General features: G+C 36.6%; 16 protein-coding genes. 8 read left to right on the top strand and 8 right to left on the bottom strand.

The window, feature by feature from the left end; all coding sequences use genetic code 11:
* Nucleotides 1-22 precede the first annotated feature (22 nt).
* From VJ786_RS00950 to VJ786_RS00915, 8 genes are all read right to left on the bottom strand, one after another.
* Nucleotides 23-979 carry a PstS family phosphate ABC transporter substrate-binding protein gene (locus VJ786_RS00950; protein ID WP_336557070.1) on the bottom strand — a complete coding sequence of 319 codons (957 nt, stop codon included), beginning with the start codon at nucleotides 977-979 and terminating at the stop codon, nucleotides 23-25.
* Nucleotides 980-1,015: 36 nt separating this feature from the next.
* Nucleotides 1,016-1,252, bottom strand: a complete 237-nt coding sequence (locus VJ786_RS00945; RefSeq protein WP_099364997.1) for a hypothetical protein — start codon at nucleotides 1,250-1,252, stop codon at nucleotides 1,016-1,018.
* Nucleotides 1,253-1,259: 7 nt separating this feature from the next.
* Entirely contained in the window at nucleotides 1,260-2,141 is an 882-nt protein-coding gene (locus VJ786_RS00940; RefSeq protein WP_134778246.1) for an energy transducer TonB, read from the bottom strand.
* A gap of 21 nt (nucleotides 2,142-2,162) precedes the next feature.
* Nucleotides 2,163-2,723, bottom strand: coding sequence for an ExbD/TolR family protein (locus tag VJ786_RS00935; protein ID WP_099364999.1), 561 nt, complete (start codon nucleotides 2,721-2,723; stop codon nucleotides 2,163-2,165).
* 9 nt (nucleotides 2,724-2,732) lie between these two features.
* Nucleotides 2,733-3,389, bottom strand: coding sequence for an ExbD/TolR family protein (locus tag VJ786_RS00930; protein ID WP_134778247.1), 657 nt, complete (start codon nucleotides 3,387-3,389; stop codon nucleotides 2,733-2,735).
* Nucleotides 3,390-3,489: 100 nt separating this feature from the next.
* The gene (locus VJ786_RS00925; RefSeq protein ID WP_099365001.1) at nucleotides 3,490-4,323 is read right to left on the bottom strand and encodes a MotA/TolQ/ExbB proton channel family protein; all 834 of its coding nucleotides are present in this window, start codon (nucleotides 4,321-4,323) and stop codon (nucleotides 3,490-3,492) included.
* Nucleotides 4,324-4,739: 416 nt separating this feature from the next.
* Nucleotides 4,740-5,090 carry a translation initiation factor gene (locus VJ786_RS00920; RefSeq protein WP_134778248.1) on the bottom strand — a complete coding sequence of 117 codons (351 nt, stop codon included), beginning with the start codon at nucleotides 5,088-5,090 and terminating at the stop codon, nucleotides 4,740-4,742.
* 2 nt (nucleotides 5,091-5,092) lie between these two features.
* Nucleotides 5,093-5,968: a diacylglycerol/lipid kinase family protein gene (locus VJ786_RS00915; protein WP_099365003.1), complete on the bottom strand. Its 876-nt coding sequence runs from the start codon at nucleotides 5,966-5,968 to the stop codon at nucleotides 5,093-5,095.
* A gap of 99 nt (nucleotides 5,969-6,067) precedes the next feature.
* Between VJ786_RS00915 and metK the strand changes: the two genes are divergently transcribed.
* The 8 genes from metK to VJ786_RS00875 all read left to right on the top strand — a co-directional run bounded on the left by metK (nucleotide 6,068) and on the right by VJ786_RS00875 (nucleotide 18,017).
* Nucleotides 6,068-7,321, top strand: a complete 1,254-nt coding sequence (gene metK, locus VJ786_RS00910) for a methionine adenosyltransferase (RefSeq protein WP_134778249.1) — start codon at nucleotides 6,068-6,070, stop codon at nucleotides 7,319-7,321.
* A 148-nt stretch (nucleotides 7,322-7,469) separates the two neighbouring features.
* Complete coding sequence (locus tag VJ786_RS00905; protein WP_099365005.1) at nucleotides 7,470-8,066, top strand: RNA polymerase sigma-70 factor; 597 nt, start codon at nucleotides 7,470-7,472, stop codon at nucleotides 8,064-8,066.
* A gap of 76 nt (nucleotides 8,067-8,142) precedes the next feature.
* Entirely contained in the window at nucleotides 8,143-9,114 is a 972-nt protein-coding gene (locus tag VJ786_RS00900) for a FecR family protein (RefSeq protein ID WP_336557069.1), read from the top strand.
* A 223-nt stretch (nucleotides 9,115-9,337) separates the two neighbouring features.
* Nucleotides 9,338-12,757, top strand: coding sequence for a SusC/RagA family TonB-linked outer membrane protein (locus VJ786_RS00895; protein WP_336557068.1), 3,420 nt, complete (start codon nucleotides 9,338-9,340; stop codon nucleotides 12,755-12,757).
* 29 nt (nucleotides 12,758-12,786) lie between these two features.
* The gene (locus VJ786_RS00890; protein WP_336557067.1) at nucleotides 12,787-14,271 is read left to right on the top strand and encodes a RagB/SusD family nutrient uptake outer membrane protein; all 1,485 of its coding nucleotides are present in this window, start codon (nucleotides 12,787-12,789) and stop codon (nucleotides 14,269-14,271) included.
* Nucleotides 14,272-14,281: 10 nt separating this feature from the next.
* The gene (locus tag VJ786_RS00885) at nucleotides 14,282-15,010 is read left to right on the top strand and encodes a DUF4843 domain-containing protein (RefSeq protein ID WP_099365009.1); all 729 of its coding nucleotides are present in this window, start codon (nucleotides 14,282-14,284) and stop codon (nucleotides 15,008-15,010) included.
* 9 nt (nucleotides 15,011-15,019) lie between these two features.
* On the top strand, nucleotides 15,020-16,525 hold the full coding sequence (locus VJ786_RS00880) for a PKD-like family lipoprotein (protein WP_336557066.1): 1,506 nt from the start codon (nucleotides 15,020-15,022) through the stop codon (nucleotides 16,523-16,525).
* A gap of 4 nt (nucleotides 16,526-16,529) precedes the next feature.
* Nucleotides 16,530-18,017, top strand: coding sequence for a redoxin domain-containing protein (locus tag VJ786_RS00875; protein WP_336557065.1), 1,488 nt, complete (start codon nucleotides 16,530-16,532; stop codon nucleotides 18,015-18,017).
* Nucleotides 18,018-18,026: the final 9 nt, after the last annotated feature.

Genomic DNA, 18,026 nt, shown 5'->3' with positions numbered 1-18,026 from the left:
ATTATTTACTCTTTGTTATAAACTAATTTATGTTATCTCTAATTAATATTTCTCTACCTGGCATGGTCACTGGCAACAGTCCTGATTTCAGCACCACCCTTTGCCCACGGTCGCCCGTAAGGAAGGCTGAAAAACCAATTCCCAAACCCATGTTCGGTTGATAATTCAATACGTAAAACGTCGTTTTCAAGGGGTATTCCTCCGTTGCGAAGGTAGTTTGTGAAGGCTTGGTAAATACCGTCTTGCCATCACTGCCCGTATTTTGAAGGCTTAAGATACGAATTTTATTTTCTTCTCCAAATTGCCTTCTATAATCCAAATACTGGGAATAGGAGACTATACCTATCGCATTAACGTTTGTTTCAATTTGTTTAAGAACTTCGGTAGACGTTTTCATCGCCTGAACAGATTTAGCGGAAATTTGATCCACTTTACTGAATTCCTTCACTTTTCGAACCATGCTGGAATTTATATTATCCAACAACAAGGTTTTCCCGGAGGCATCACCTTTCATCAATGAAGATAACGTCTGCACGTTGATCGAAGTATCCGGGGATGAAATATTATTTACAAAAACCACACCATCATTCCATATTGGGAAGATTCTCGGTGTAATTTGTCGATTTCCAAACCCGGCGCTTTCCCGCTCTGTCAGTTCCCTGGCCAAAATGGCCATAGAACCATCACCTTGAATCAGGCTGTTGATCGCTTCCCGCTCCGGTTTAGAAATGACCTGAATCTTCGTGTTCACATAGGAAGAGCGAAATACTTCCAACTGTTCGTTCAGAATGGAAGTGGCCGCTTCGTCCACGATGACCGTCATTTCCCCCGTTAGGATATCATTTTTATCCGTGCTGGCATTGGGCTCACCGGTACCTTTGGCTACTTCTATTTTATCCGCAGTTTTCGAATTGGAACAAGAAATACCAAAGGTCAATAAACCTATAATAAGCAAAGAACTTAAAAACTTACGCTTCATATTTATTTAGAATATAAATATGCGCTAAGGATTAATTTAATCCCTAAAATTATTTTGCCACAGACGGGCGAAGCGCATAAAGGAATATACAATTAATAGCACACCAAAGATGTTCTTGAAGGCGGGGTTGATTTCGATGGGAAAGCCTTTCCAAAAGATGATCAATAGCCCCAACACGAAATAGAACAGGAACATGGCAAGCCCTAAAATAGACAGAAATCGCTGTGTGGGCGATTTCCGTCTAAAAGAATTTCTTGTTGGATTATCCGACATATGTATCTTATTGTTGAGACAAGTCAAGACGGATTGGCAAGGAGAACTTCACAGGTACCTTCCTACCGTTCTGAATGGCAGGGTTCCAGCTCTTGGATTTCTTCAATGCAGCAACTGCTGCTTGCCCGATACCATGAGACAAATCTTTGTCAATTTTGATGTCTGTCACCTTTCCGTTTCTATCGATAACGAAAGATAACTGAACAGTTCCTTTTACACCAGCCTCAATTGCTGCTGGAGGGTAAACCAATGCATTCTGAACAAATGAACGGAAAGCGTTGATACCACCTGGGTATTCTGCTGGAACCTCTACCGACTCAAAGTCATAAACTTTGTTCGGGTCTCCATCAGGTGAACCTTTAAGGGAACCTGTGATAGCACCATCCACTTTTTTACTTCCGAATTCTCCCGGAGGAACTGCTGTACCACCTGGTGTACCTTTTAGGGTCAACCTTGCTGGTGTAGCGTTTTTCTCCTTGATCTCTTCTTGGGTAACAACTTCCTCTTTTACTTGTCTCGAATCCACTACCTTAGGTTCTGGGAAACGGATCAAGTCTTCTGCTGGAGGATCTTGTTGTATACGTTGAGGAGGTGTCTCTTCTTGTGGAAGAGGCTCTTCTTCTTCCGGCTCAGGTGGAGGTACCAAATCCTCTAGGGTAACTGGGCCTAGATCAACTTCTTGAACCACTTCCTTCTCAGGAAAGATGTTCAGGTCGAAGGCTTTCACAGCTACAAAGAAAAGAACAACTGCCGATACGGAGAATAAAGCAATATTGGTGGCTTTGGGCGCGAACTTACGTAAGGCATAAGCTCCATATTCTTTATTTCTATTCTCGAAAACGACATCAAGCCATTCTTTCTTAAATAAATCTAATTTTGAACCTATCATATCTTTAAATTTTTACCGTAATTATTTTACGTTGTATGCTCCATTATCTTTCAACACCTGTACTTCTTCAGGTTTGATCTTGGAAATCATGTAACGTTTAATATCTACGATTTTCATTTCGTCTAATATATCTACCGTATTCAGGTGTACCGACTCATCACTTGGACGGATAACGACGATTAAGTCTTTACCGCCTGTAGCTTGAGGAACCTGTGCTTTCATTTGGATAAGCACTTTGCGGATACCTTCTTTGGAGAAATCAACTACTGTTGGTGGAGTGATCGGATTAGCCAACTGGCCGTAATACCAAACGATTTTATTGTCTGAACCTAATAATAAGGTGATCGAACGGTTGTCTGCAATTTCCAATTCTGGATTTTGCTCCGATAAATCTTTGTTCTTATCAGGGAAGGCAATGTCCATCGCTTGCGGCTTACTTAAAGACGTTGTCAACATGAAGAAGGTGATCAGTAAGAAGGCTAGATCCACCATCGCGGTTAAATCTACCTTACCACCGTTTTTCTTCGACCTGACTTTCCCGCCTTTTTTACCGCCTCCGGAGTCTTGATTTAATTCTGCCATTTTATTCTATTATTTCTCCGTACGTAATCCGGTCACAAAACTGAATCTGTTCTGTTTTTGGTTACGCAAGGTTTCAATGATCAAATTCATTACGGAATATTTCTCGGTTGCATCTGCTTTGATAGCGACTTTCAATTGACCTGGATCAACGAAATTCTTCTCTTTTTCAGCGCGCTCACGATTGAATTCCACCGTTGCGATACGGGCTTGCTGTACCCAGTGGTAAAGCTCGTTCGAATTGGCCTCTGTACTATCTACAGGAATACCTTTTTGAACATCCTCTTTACGCTTGTCTTTTTCCAAAGACAACAAACCACGCAATTCCTTCATTGGGACACCGAAGTCGTCCATCAATTTGAACTTCTCGTAATCTTCGGCCGAGAATGGGATGCTGTATTTTGCAGACATCTTCTCAAGAGTCAGTTTCCTAACGTTAGGATTCTTGATTCCTAAGAACACCTTCCCTCCGTGGTTCACTGAGATCACTGCCAGGTTATCGTCTGGTAGTTTCTCTAGTGTAGTAGAGGCAGGAGTGTCTACGGGCATCGTTTCTGGTTGACGTGCTGTTGCCGTCAATACGAAGAATGTTAGAAGCAGGAACGATACGTCACACATCGCCGTCATGTCGATGGAGGTACCGGCTCTTTTTACTTTTGCTTTTCCCATTTCTTTACTTCTTTAAATTAACACTCTATTGCTTTCATAAGGATGATGCTGAAAAGTTGAAGAATGCATAAATTATTTTCAACTTTTTTTCAGGATCTTCTTATTTGTGGTTTGCAGCGTATGTTTGTACGATTGAGAAACCAGCCTCGTCAATAGAATATGTTAATGTATCGATCTTAGAAGTTAAGATGTTGTACATGATAATAGCTACGGTAGATGTAGCGATACCTGTTGCCGTGTTGATCAAGGCCTCAGAGATACCATTCGCTAATTTTGCTTGGTCAGGAGCACCACCAGTTGCCAACGCCGAGAAGGCCTTGATCATACCTGTTACTGTTCCTAATAGACCTGTTAATGTACCGATAGAAACCAACGTTGCAATTACCGTTAGGTTTTTCTCTAACATCGGCATTTCTAATGTTGTAGCCTCTTCGATTTCTTTTTGGATAGCCAATACCGATTTTTCAGTATCTAAGCCTGGGTTAGCTTCAACATCTTTATATTTTAATAAACCCGCTTTGATAACGTTTGCTACAGATCCCTTTTGCTTATCACACTCTTGGATAGCTGAATCAATGTTACCTGTTCTCAACAAACCTTGTACTTTTCTCACGAAGTTACCTACGTTTCCTGTACCTGATGCTTTACCAATAACGATAAAACGCTCGATAGAGAATACGAATACCATTAAGAATAATCCCAATAGAACTGGTACGATGTAACCTGCATGATAAACCATACCCATATAGTTACCCGGTACTGGTTGATTCTCGCGATTTCCGTCGATAAAGTTTGCTGGATCACCCATTACAAATTCGTAAACCAAGTAACCAATCACCAAACAAATGATAATTGCTAAACTCGCAAATAAATTACCCGCGGTGCCACTGTCTTGTTTAGCTGGGGCTGTAGTAGTTTTTGGTGCGTTTGCCATTTTTTTACTAATTTTTAGATTTTTTACTGTTGTTTAATTATTAAGTTAAATTCAATTTTATGCAAGCTAAATCGCGTTATTTTACATAAATTCAAAACAAATATAGCATTTTCTGTTAAAAACAAAATTAATTTGAAGATATAATAAGAGTGCATTTAAAGCCTGTCTATGTCCTCATTGATATGCTACAGCAGTTTCCAATCAATGCTTCATCACTTTATGTACATAACGGTCTAACATTACTGTTTTTTTTACAATGAAAACCATTTTTTTTCTGATATGCAAATTATCAAATCGTTAAATGTTAAAATTAAGTGAGCATTTACTCACAATAAACGTTGCCACAGCAACCCATTTTAAACCATTTAAACCAAGTATTTCTTTGTTTTTTAATAGGTTAAGGCGATAAATATCCCTTAACCGCCAATGCCTTTCACAGAATAACCTTCGGATTCCAAATACTGGATTATTTTTTCTTTAAAATCCCCTTGTATCAGAATTTCGCCGTCTTTCGCACTTCCACCTACCCCGCATTTTTGCTTCAAAACCTTGGAAAGTGATTCTAAATCATCCTGTTTGCCGATAAATCCCATCACCAATGTAACGGTTTTTCCCTTCCTGGCCTTCTTATCCCTACCTACCTTTAGCTTCTGCTTCTCCTTGGGAAGCGTATCCCGGTCCTCATCGGAATCAAATTCCTGATAGGAATAGTCGGAATCCGTAGAATATACGATCCCTTCAAATCGTTGCTTCTTCTGTTTTGCCATAATTAACAAATAATATTTAATGCTTTTGGTAATACTTCGATATGGATCTGCTGGCCGAGATCCATCGGTTCCCCATCCAAGTGGACCGGAGCTTTACCTTCCTGTTCAATACAAATCTTCTTGCCCGGTATGATCTCCACATATTCCGACTGGTCGGCCGTCTTATTAAAGAGGTGGAAAATCATCAAGGGTAATGTATATAACGGAAATTTATGCACAATACATACATCCAATACGCCATCTGTGATCGAAGCATTCGGCGCGATGTAGGCATTATTGCCATATTGGGGCGAATTGGCGACCGAAATCATAAAGGCTTCCCGCTCATATTCCTCCCCATCGATCAATAATTTATATTTCTTGGGTTTATATTTACTCAAAAGATTGATGACCGTGCGTAAGTAACCTACCGGTCCACGAAAGGTTTCGCCTGCAAATTTATCGCTTACCGAGGCATCAAAGCCGATGCCTGCGATATTGAAGAAATTCCGGTCTTCGGCCTTGGCACAATCTACGGCCAGGAATTCGAAACGGTTGATTCGGCGCAAAGCGGCCGATTCGTTCATGGGGATTCCTAAATATAAGGCGAGTCCATTTCCAGAACCTTCCGGGACAATGCCCAGTGGAATTTCCGAGCCTACCAAAGCCGATCCGATCTCATTGATCGTCCCGTCGCCCCCCACAGCGACTACCGCATCGTATTTTTCTTCGATGGCTTCTTTGGCCAGCTCATAGCCATGGTTCACATGATTTGTTAATTTAAAGGTAGGTTCAAATCGGCTTAAATCCAACACCTCCAATACCTGTTTATTAAATGCCGTTTTCTTCTTCCCCCCGGATATGGGATTGACTATAAACAGTATGCGTTTCTTTGCCATCTCAATCTGATAATTCCGCTAAAGATAATAATTTGGTTGAAATACTTTTTAAATAATGCAACTTATCGTAGCTTTGTTGCCACCGTAAAAAAAACACTTATGGCATACTTATTTACCTCCGAGTCTGTTTCTGAAGGACATCCAGATAAAGTTGCAGATCAAATTTCGGATGCATTGATCGATAATTTCCTAGCCTGGGACGAAGATGCACGCGTAGCAATCGAAACCCTAGTAACCACCGGACAGGTCGTGTTGGCTGGCGAAGTAAAATCAAAAATCTATTTAGACGTTCAAAAGATAACCCGTCAGGTGATCGAAAAGATCGGATATACCAAATCCGAGTATATGTTCGAAGCCAATTCCTGTGGTGTGCTTTCGGCCATCCATGAGCAGTCGGCTGACATCAACCAAGGGGTTGACCGCGTGACCAGGCAAGAACAGGGAGCGGGTGACCAAGGGATCATGTTCGGGTATGCGAACAATGAAACCGAGAACTACATGCCTTTGGCATTGGATATCTCCCACCGTTTATTATACGAACTAGCGGCTCTACGCCGTGAGAATGATAGCATTCCCTACCTACGTCCTGATGCGAAATCGCAGGTGACCTTGGAATACGATGACAACCACAAACCTGTGCGTATTGATACCATCGTTATTTCGACCCAGCATGATGATTTTGCGGAAGAAAAGGAAATGCAGGAGAAAATCAAATCGGATATCGTTAATATTCTGATCCCGCGTGTGAAGGCACAATTGAAACCTGAATTACAGGCATTGTTCAATGGGGAGATCAAATACCATATCAACCCAACGGGAAAATTCGTGATCGGTGGACCACATGGAGATACCGGTTTAACGGGAAGAAAGATCATTGTGGATACGTATGGTGGTAAGGGGGCACATGGTGGTGGTGCTTTCTCCGGAAAGGATCCATCCAAAGTGGACCGTTCTGCAGCGTATGCAACAAGACATATTGCCAAGAACTTAGTGGCAGCTGGTGTTGCTGATGAGTTATTGGTACAGATTTCTTATGCGATCGGTGTGAAGGATCCGATGGGTATCTATGTGAATACCTATGGTACTTCGAAGGTGAACAAAACCGATGGTGAAATCGCACAGATTATTGCTGAACTGTTTGATATGACGCCTTATGGCATTGAAACTAGATTAGGACTTAGAAAACCGATCTATGCGGAAACTGCTGCTTATGGTCATATGGGTAGAACCCCAAAAACAGTGACTAAGACATTTGAAAATTCTAACGGGGAGATAAAGACGGTAGAAGTCGATTTGTTTACCTGGGAGAAATTGGATTATGTGGATAAGGTGAAAAAGGCTTTCGGGCTGTAAAAGTATAAAAGTCTAAAAATATTATCAGCCGATAATTAAAGCAAAAAAGCAGATTCAAATGAATCGGCTTTTTTTGCTTTAATTATCACATTTCCCTATATTGTAATCTCCTTCAAAAAAGACAGATTTTGGAATTATTCATTTTTTTATGAGATTTGAAAATCTGATTAAATCTATTTCTGTGAAAAAGCTAAGTGAAAATAGGAAACTTATAACCGCCTTAAAATCCGGCTCGGAGAAGGCGTTTACAGAAATTTATAATAAATACTGGAAAAAACTGCTTGCTATTTCCTATCATATTTTAAAGGATAAGGAACAAGCCCAAGAAGTGGTTCAAGAAGTTTTTATTTCTATTTGGAATAACCGAAAAGAAATTGAAATCGATTCAATTGAAGGATACTTGGCAACTGCAGTAAAATACAGCACATTTAAAGTAATATATAAAAACAAAAGACTCAACGAGATTGAGCAAGGTTTGCAACAAGCAGATTCATATCTTGAAGACGACAAAATTGAAGCACGTTTCCTCAAAGACTATTTAGATGGGGTAATAGAAAAACTTCCAGAAAAATGTCGAATCATATTCAAATTAAGTCGAGAAACCTATTTAACCAATCAAGAAATCTCTGACAATTTAAATATTAGTGTAAAAACTGTCGAAGCACATATTACCAGAGCCATAAAAATCCTTCGTATAAACCTCCATAAGGTAGGCCTAAGCTTGGTATTCTTATTACTATTTTAATTTCACTTCTATTTTTTTTAATTCCATATAGGGTTATGTCTTTCGAGAAGGTACATATATATGAAGCCCAAAAATTATGGAAGAAAAACAAATCAAAATTCTGATTGAGAAATACCTCTCTGGAAAAGCATCTCTGGAAGAGAAAAAGAGTCTAGAGATTTGGTATAAATCCCAATTGGAGGATGATATCGTATGGGATTTAGAAGACCAAAGCTTTCAATCCTTTGAAAATAAAATAAAATCTGCCATTTGGGAAGAAACAGTTAATAAGCATGCAAAACTAAAATATCGCAAAAGGATATCTTATTCTGCAGCAGCTGCCATTTTGTTGTTTTCATCATTTTTGATATTTCTTCAAATCAAACAGAAAGATTTTCAGCAACTAGCTAAAACTCCAATAAATCAAGTTGAAAATAGACATATCATATTACCAGATAGTAGTATTGTAATTCTAAGACCCGGAAGTGAAATTTTATTATCAAAAGAATTTGGAATTGAAGACAGAGAGGTTGAACTAATAGGTGAAGCATATTTTGATGTGACACCAAATAAAATAAAACCCTTCATTATAAATTCAGCGAATATTAAAACTACTGTACTTGGAACTGCTTTTTCAATTCTTGCTAACCCAAACGGTAAAACCATTGAAGTTATAGTTGACCATGGCAAAGTACGGGTTGAAAAAGAAAATAAAACGTTAGGAATTCTCCAAGCAAAACAAAAGTTAATCATCCCAGAAAACCAACGGGTGGATGAGGATATAAAAATTCTAAATGAAGTTTCCAAAAATGAAATGGCATGGATGGAAGAAGACATGAATTTTGAAGCTTTAACTTTTTCGGATTTAACTAAAAAGCTGGAACGACGTTACCAAGTTAATATAGAATTAATGGATCCCAAATTAGCCAACTTGAAAATATCCGGAGTATATAAAGGAACAGAAAAATTGGAGGAAGTACTTACTAACTTATGCGTAACTACCAATACAACCTTTATAAAATTGAAAAACAAGAGATATCAGATTAAAGAAAACAAAAACCTTAACTAATAACAACCATTAAAACCAAAAAATATGAAACTAAACTCAAATTCTACTTAATCCAAAAAACAAGACCCCCCAAGCCCTAGGAAGCATAATGGGGAGTCCGGAGAATTAAATCAATTGTTTACACTTAATCCCATTACAAATAATGCAAAAACTACGGTTTTTTGCAAGGGGTAGATTACATCTCCTTACCACCTTGCATAAACAGTCTAACTTCCGTTTTCTTATGAAAATAAAATTGGTTTGTGCAATGTTGTCCACAATAACCTTAAACCTATTTGCGACACCAAATAGTTTTGGACAAAATGTCAATACGACTAAAGTCGAAATCAGTTTTAAACAGGCAACTTTAAAACAAATATTATCCGATTTACAAAAACAATCTGGGTTTAGCTTTTTTTATCCTAGTGATATTGTTGCCCAGTATAATGAAATTTCAATTGATTTATCCAATGAAATAATGGCTGAAGCTTTGAACATGGTGCTGAAAAATACGCCATTAACTTATGTACAGCGAGGAAATAACATTATTTTATTTGTAGGAGATAAACCAACGGAAAAGTTAAACAAAAGTTCTGAAGTTTATCAAAAAACGGTTTCTGGAATAGTTGTTAATGAACAAAATAAACCCATTGCCGGGGTTACTGTTCAGGTAAAAAATCTAAAAACTAACTCTTCAAACTTCAAACTAAACACAGCAACAGATCAAAATGGACATTGGAGTCTTATTTTACCTCATAGTCAGGTAACAATAAGCCTATCTATGATTGGATTTGAAACCCAAGATGTTGAACTTGATGGAAGGTCAGAATTAACCATTCAGTTGAAACCTGCAAAAGCCCAAGAAATAGAAGATGTGGTAATTACTGGTTTATTTGAAAGACCTAAGGAAATGTATACTGGGGCAGCAAGATCTTTCACCCAAGAACAATTACAGAATGTTTCCAGCGACAATGTATTAACTGCTTTGCGATCTTTAGATCCCTCTTTTCAAATGCCGGAAAACATAAATTTAGGAGCTAATCCTAATGCTCTACCCGAGGTAACTCTAAGAGGAGGAAATAGTCTAATAGATCCAAACACTTCCACCAATAATCCATTTAATTATTCAAACAATCCAAATACTCCCCTATTTATTTTAGATGGTTTTGAGGTCTCTTTAGCACGAATCAATGATCTGGATTTGACACGAATAAAAAGCATCGATTTATTGAAGGACGCTACTGCGACATCTATCTACGGATCTAGAGCAGCAAATGGAGTTGTAGTAATAGAAACTATACGACCTAAAGCAGGGAAACTAAATTTAACCTATACTGGAAATGCCACCATTGAATCCCCTGACATCTTAGATTACGATGTGTTAAATTCTTCTGAAAAATTAGCTATTGAAAAGCAGATTGGTGTATATGACTATTCCTGGAATTCAGTCGATCAACAACTGAAAACCATATACAATGAGAGATTAAGGGCTGTTACTTCAGGAGTAAACACAGATTGGCTAGCACAACCAATCCGTACAGGGATTGGACAAAAACACAATATTTATGTGGAAGGAGGGAAAGACGAAATTCAATATGGAATCAACTTAAATTATTATAACAACTCTGGAGTTATGAAAGGTTCTAACCGTCAGACTATGACTGGTAATACTTTTCTATCCTATCGTTTTAAGAATCTAATGTTCAAGAACGATCTTACACTGGTAAGTAATTTAGGGAATAATTCACCTTTTGGGTCTTTTAAACAGTATACCCAATTAAATCCATATTGGACTCCGTTTAATTCGGATGGTTCCTATAAGTTATATCTCGAGGAAATTTATAACGAAGATACCGGTGCAAGGCTAACAAATTTTGATACTTACAATAACCTAACGGGTTATGTTGGAAGACCGACTAATCCATTATATGATGCCAGTCTCAATATCTTGGATCAAACGAAGTACCATAGTATTATCAATAATTTTGCCTTGGAATGGCAAGCTTATTCCTGGCTAAAATTACGCGGAACATTTGCTTACCTGTTCCAAGCGGATGAATCCGATAAATTCTTACCTGCACAACATTCAACATTTGCTAACACACCCACATTTGAAAAGGGGTCATACAATAAAGGTTACGGAAAAAATCAGCGTTACGAGGGGATATTTTCAGCCAACTTAAGTAAAACGTTTGGTAAAAACCTCATATTCGCAACCCTTGGAGCAAATATATCCCAGGAGGATAACAATACACAAAGGTTTTTGGTTGTTGGATTTCCAAATGCAAGTATGGATGATATAACTCAAGGGCTTCAGTTCGACCTTGGCAGTAAACCTATCGGAACTGAAAACATAAAGCGACTTGCTGGCCTGTTTTCAAATATATCCTTTGCTCATAACAATCGATATTTATTAGATTTTTCATATAGGGTTGATGGCTCATCACAATTTGGTTCCAACAACCGGTTTGCTCCATTTTGGTCAGCTGGGGCAGGTTGGAATTTACATAATGAAAATCTAATAAAGGATATTGAAGGTATTAATAGACTTAAAATCCGTTATTCGTTTGGATACACTGGATCACAGAATTTTGATTCATTTTACGGACTTACCACATCACGATATTTTACAGCCACGGAATATCGTGGCATGATCGGCACTTATTTACTCGGATACGGAAATCCAAATTTAGCTTGGCAGAAAACTCAAAAGAACAATTTAGGAGTAGATATTACCTTATTTAACAGGCTTGATCTATCGGCGAATTATTACATTGAGAAAACCCAAGGGTCAATTGCTTCTATTTCAACAGCTCCTTCATCGGGGTTTATCGATTTTAAGGAAAATATGGGCGACTTAAAATCAAATGGCTGGGAACTATATTCGAAATTTAATATTATTTCAAATCCTAACAATCGGAACAATTTGTCTATTTTCTTGAACCTATTCTCGGTTAAAAATAAAATCGAAAGGGTATCAAACACCATATCTGCTCTGAATAAAGCGGCAGATGAACAATTATCTACTTTACCAATTACTCGATTTGCTGAAGGTCAATCCACCACGGCTATCTGGGCAGTACCATCTTTGGGAATTGATCCTGCTACGGGTTATGAAATCTTCCTAACCAAGGATGGCCGATTAACAAATACATACAATCCATTAGATCAAATTATTGTGGGTGATACTCGTTCAGATCTAGAAGGTACCTTTGGGACAAACTTTGAGTATAATGGAATTGGATTAAACGCATTTTTTCGGTTCAAAATGGGGGGTCAATCTTATAATCAAACCTTGGTCGACAGAGTAGAAAATGTAAATGTTAGACTTTATAATGTTGACAGAAGAGTTTCAGAAGAACGCTGGTTAAATCAAGGAGACCACACGTTCTATAAAGGACTAATAGATGCCGATGGATATGGAAATACTACACCAACCTATGCTACATCAAGGTTTGTCCAAAATGACAATCTCCTGTCCTTAGAAAGCATCTCCCTCTTTTATCGTTTCAATGATGAAATTTCTAAAAAATGGGGTATGAGAAATACGAAGATAACGGCATTCTCAAACGATGTATTTCGATTTTCAAGTATCCGAAGAGAACGTGGCTTAGACTATCCGTTCAGCAGATCATTTACATTTCAAATATCAACTAGTTTTTAATTAAGATGGAATTAATAATGAAAATCAACATGAGAAAGAAATCCATCATTGGACTAATCTTTTTATCAATAATATTTTTTACGCTAAATTCCTGTAATAAGTGGTTGGATGTGCAACCTAGCACACAAACAACGGAAAACAAACAATTCAGCTCGCAACAAGGATACATAGATGCACTAATTGGCACTTACCAAAAAATGGCTGAAAACAATAGCTATGGAAAAAACTTAGGATATGGCGTATTGGATGTCTTGGCGCAATTGTTCCAAAACAAAGCGAATCAAACTGTTGATATGTATGGTCAATTAGCTAGGTATAATTATGCCGACGCTGGTGTTGAAGCTACCATTAACAGCCTTTGGAGTGAACAATATAGTATTATTGCCCAAACAAATTACATTTTAAAGGATATCGATGCAAATCGTCATTTATTTCAACCGCATAATTTTAATTTGATCAAAGGGGAATCATTGGCAATTAGAGCAATGGTCCACTTTGATTTATTGCGATTGTTCGCTCCTGTAAAATCACAATTACAACCTATCGAACAATCTACCATCCCTTATATGACAGCATTTTCAGTCAATCCTTCTAAATCATTATCCTTTGAAGAAATTATTTCCCAAATTATCATTGATCTAAAAGCTGCTGAAGAATTATTGTCCATTGATCAGGAAATAGATCAAATTAAAGACAATGCTGGGAAAAATAATCTAGAATTGTTTCAATCATTCCGACAGAACCGATTAAATTATTGGGCAGTCAAAGCTTTATTAGCTCGGGTTTATCAATATAATGAAGATAAAGAAAACGCTTTAAAATATTCTAAGGAAGTGATTTCTAGTGAAAAATTCTATTTCGTAAATGGCAACACAAATACTACAAATCCTACATTAGCTTCTTCAAATGCTATTTTTAGTACAGAACATATCTTTTCAGTCTACAAATCAGATTTAAAAACAGTATCTGATCGTTATTTCAAGACTGAAAGTAATGCCGCCGAAGGTGAAGATTATTTTTCTACTCAGACTAATTTGAACAATTATTTTGAAGTATCGGTTTCTGGCCATGCTATAGATATCCGAGGACCTCAAGCCTCCAACTCCAGGTGGAATGTATTTAATGTATCAACTGTATACAGCAATAAATATTATGTGGGTTCGAACATTAACAATGTGAACCAAAAATTAATTCCAGTTATCAAATTAGCTGAAATGTATTATATAGCAGCTGAAGCTAGTCCTACAGTTCAGGAAGCCTTGGGATATATCAATAAAGTAAGGACAGCGCGCCTTATCCCTGCATTAACTAATACAAACATTACCAATTCAAGCCAACTAGATTCAGAAATCTTTAAAGAATATCGAAAGGAATTTATCGCTGAAGGGCAATTATGGTATTATTATAAACGTAAAAAATTCACTTCCATTCAAAATACAGTGGACTACTCGTTCAACTTAGGAAAATACGTTTTCCCGATTCCAAATAAAGAAATCGAATTTGGATTAAATTAAAATCAAAAAAATGAAAAATTGGACAAATATATTTGGCTTTTTATGTTCACTTCTATTCCTCATTGGTTGTAGTGAAGATAAACCCTTAATGTATCAAGAAGATTCAAAAGTATATTTTCTTAAAAATACTACTGAAACTTCTAGAGATAGTATCGAAAAAAGCTTTGCTTTTGACCCTACCAATGTTACTTCTGATACTATTGCACTCAACTTTAGAATCATCGGCTTTCCTAAGGACGTAGATAGAGAAATTGCAGTAAAAGTTAAAGAAGGTTCCACGGCAAAGTTAGGATATCATTTTAAAATTGATAACCTATTTATTCCCGCGAATAGCTCAAATGGGTCAGCTGAACTTATTTTTTTCAGAAGAGAGGGTCTAAAGGATAGTACAGTCAGAGCAGATTTATTAATTGCAGAAAATGAAAATTTCGAGGTGGGATATGAAGATGTAATAGGAAATTCAAAAATCAATCGAGTTACTCTACGTTTTTCGATAACAGATTTATTGAGTAAACCAACAAATTGGCAAACATTATGGCAGAATATGTTTGGGGATTATTCCAATACTAAAATTTTATTTCTAACCCAACAGTTAAATTATACAGCTTGGAACGTGCCTTATTTATTCCCACAAGACCAAAGCAATATGATCAACAAGGCTAGGATAGCAATTTATGAATATGAGAAAATGAATGGTCCTTTAATGGATGAAAACGGAAATAGAGTGATAATCCCTTAATATAATGATATGAAAATAAAATTTGAAAACACGTTTATAGCCTTCATATTGGGATTAACTATGTATGGATGCGCAAAAGATAAAGGAAATTACGAATACCAAAATGTCCCAAAAATTGAGGTTAACGATCAATCCATTGTGGGAACTATATTTATTCAACAAGGATCTTCATTAAAATTAAACCCTGAAATTCAACTTAATGGAAATAATGATGATCTATCCTACGAATGGTTTGTCTATTTAAATTCTCCAAGTGCGTCCTATGTTCAGGATAGCACAAAAATTTCTAATACGAAGAATTTAGATTACATCATTGACCCTAATATATTTACTATTGGGGAAACTTATAAATTAACCTTTAAGGTTACAAACAACATTAATGGTATTTCTTCATTTCATTTTTACCAGTTAAGTATATCTGACATTTTCACTCAAGGATGGATGTTTTTAGAAGATAAATCGGGAAAAGCAGATTTATCGATGATTTTAAATAATGGCACAGTGTACCATGATATTTATTCATTTCGAAACAGCAATCATCCAATCGTAAATCCAAAATCATTTACTATTTCGAATGCATCAATAACTGATGATGTCGGGCCCAGTGGTAAAAAATATTATATCGTTGGGGAAACTGATGCCGTTGAACTTGATGGAACAACCATGAAAAAAAGATTCGATTATGAATACCTGTTCTTTTCGCCACCAAATATTATAAAGCCGTCATATATTGCTTGGGGAGGTAGTTCGGGTAGTAATGTTGGTGTTTTGTTAAATGATGGGCATGTTCATATTAATATGGTCGGAGGTTTCCCAGGAGCTAAAAAATTTGGAGCCCAGCTAAGGTCTCCAAATAATGGTTATGATTATGTTTTGGCCCCTCAACATATTTCTGGCAACAGTTATACAGATACCTATAACATCATCATGTTTGACACAAAAAACAAACGGTTTTATGGAGTTACCACAAGTGCTTTAAATTCATTTGATGAAGCTAACCAAAACAGTAGCATCTTCGATATGAATAACGTAGGCTTAGATCTAATAAAACTAGACTCCTCCAACATAACAGAGATCCGCAATGCCATTATGAAGGATGATGGAGGCAAAGGATATCTGCTCCAATTCCGAACCTTAAGAAACGCCTCAAATCCTTCAATTACTGTTGGAAAACAAGAAATAATTTCACCGGGTATTGCTCAGGCATCAGATATAACTGCCTCCACCCTTTCTCCGCATCTATTTTATGTAAATGATGGAAAACTCTATCGCTATGAAGTAACCTCAAATACATATACTATTGAATACACTCTTCCTTCAAATGAAATTGCAACAAAAATAAAATTCCAAAAACATGGATATGGCAATTCTATCCCCCGTCTTATTTTATCCACGTGGAACGGTTCAGAAGGCAAAGTATATTTCTTTAAAATAAACCAGACTGGAGCTATTGAGAGTCTTGATAAAACATTCTCTGGCTTTGGAAAAATAATTGATTTAGCCTATAAATATTAAAAACATGAAATTTAAAACTACCGCAGCATTGCTATTTATGACAAGTTCATTGTTCGCGCAGAACAAAATTGATGATGCGACAAAAAGAATGAATGAAATTGTTCAAAATGGCTCCTTAGCTCAAAAAAACACACTTGCGAATGAATTAAGTTTAGAGGCAAAAACCTCCAAGGATGCTAACCGTCTAGAAGTAATCAGTAATTACTTATATCAATTAGGACGTGAAGAAAGTTCTGATTCTCTACGAAGTGTAATTGCAAAAAAATATCCGAAAAGTCTTGTGGCAAGACAAGAATTTGTTACTAATGATTTCTATAAACAGAAAACTGCGAAAGACAAAGAAAATAGCTATAAAAAACTGTTAAAAAAATGGCCGATCCCAAAAACAGATGAAATTAAAATAGCATATGATTACCTTATTGCAAATATTGCGAATTCATATATTGAAGAAGGCAATAAAGAAAAATCTTTATCTTATCTAAATCAATTAAATGAACGTTTTTGGCGGGCCCAAGGATTTATTCCTGTTGCGACAACACTACTACAACAAGGAGACACTTTATCGGCAATTCCATTAATTCAAACCTCCATTGAAGATGCAGAATATTTTATGAACCTCCCCAAAGATCAACAAGATAATAAGGCTGGTTTTGCTGCGGTAGGATATCCTGGATATGTTTCACAATTAGCAAATATCTACAGTAATCAAGGTAAGCATAAAGAAGTGATGACATTATTGGAAAATGCCATTTCAAAAAATCCAACATTTGCTTCGCGGTTCAGCAATACCTATTTCAAGGCTTTGGAAAATGCAGGCAGAAAATTGGAGGCCCTTCAACAATTAGAAATGATTTATAAATCGGGCAATTTTGCATTTAAAACTAAAATGCATGAACTTTACACTTCATTAAATGGTTCCGATAAGGGTTTTGAAGGTTATATCAATAGATTGGATAATGAAGTTATTAAATACATTCAAGAGCATATTTCACAATTTGCAATAAATCAAACTATGCCAAATTTTGAACTACTAAACCTTAAGGGCGAGAAAGTTAGTTTGGAAAGTTTAAAAGGTAAAACACTAATATTAGATTTTTGGGCAACTTGGTGTGGTCCGTGTATAAGATCTTTCCCAGCAATGAAAGCAGCACAAGAAATGTATGCCAATGACAATAATGTAAAATTTTTATTCATCAACACTTGGGAAAGGGATAAAAATTATAAAGAAAATGTGGCAAGCTTTATTAGCAAAAACAATTATCCTTTCGAAGTGGTTTATGATGATCAGAAAGATCCTAATAATGGAAAAATATTAGCTGAAAAGTTGGGTATTACTGGAATACCTGCCAAATTTATAGTTGATAAAGATGGTATCATTCGTTATAAGTTAACAGGGTCCTCTTCTGAAATAGATTATATAAAACTTGAGATGAAAGAACTCATAGAATCTGCTAAAAAACCAATTTCGCAGCATTCATTGGCGAAAAAATAATTTTTAAAT

Origin of the sequence: Sphingobacterium tenebrionis (assembly GCF_037126265.1) — a bacterium.
GTDB classification, from domain to species: domain Bacteria; phylum Bacteroidota; class Bacteroidia; order Sphingobacteriales; family Sphingobacteriaceae; genus Sphingobacterium; species Sphingobacterium tenebrionis.
The sequence above is the reverse complement of the archived record's forward strand: the minus strand, read 5'-3'. Positions and strand labels throughout refer to the sequence as shown.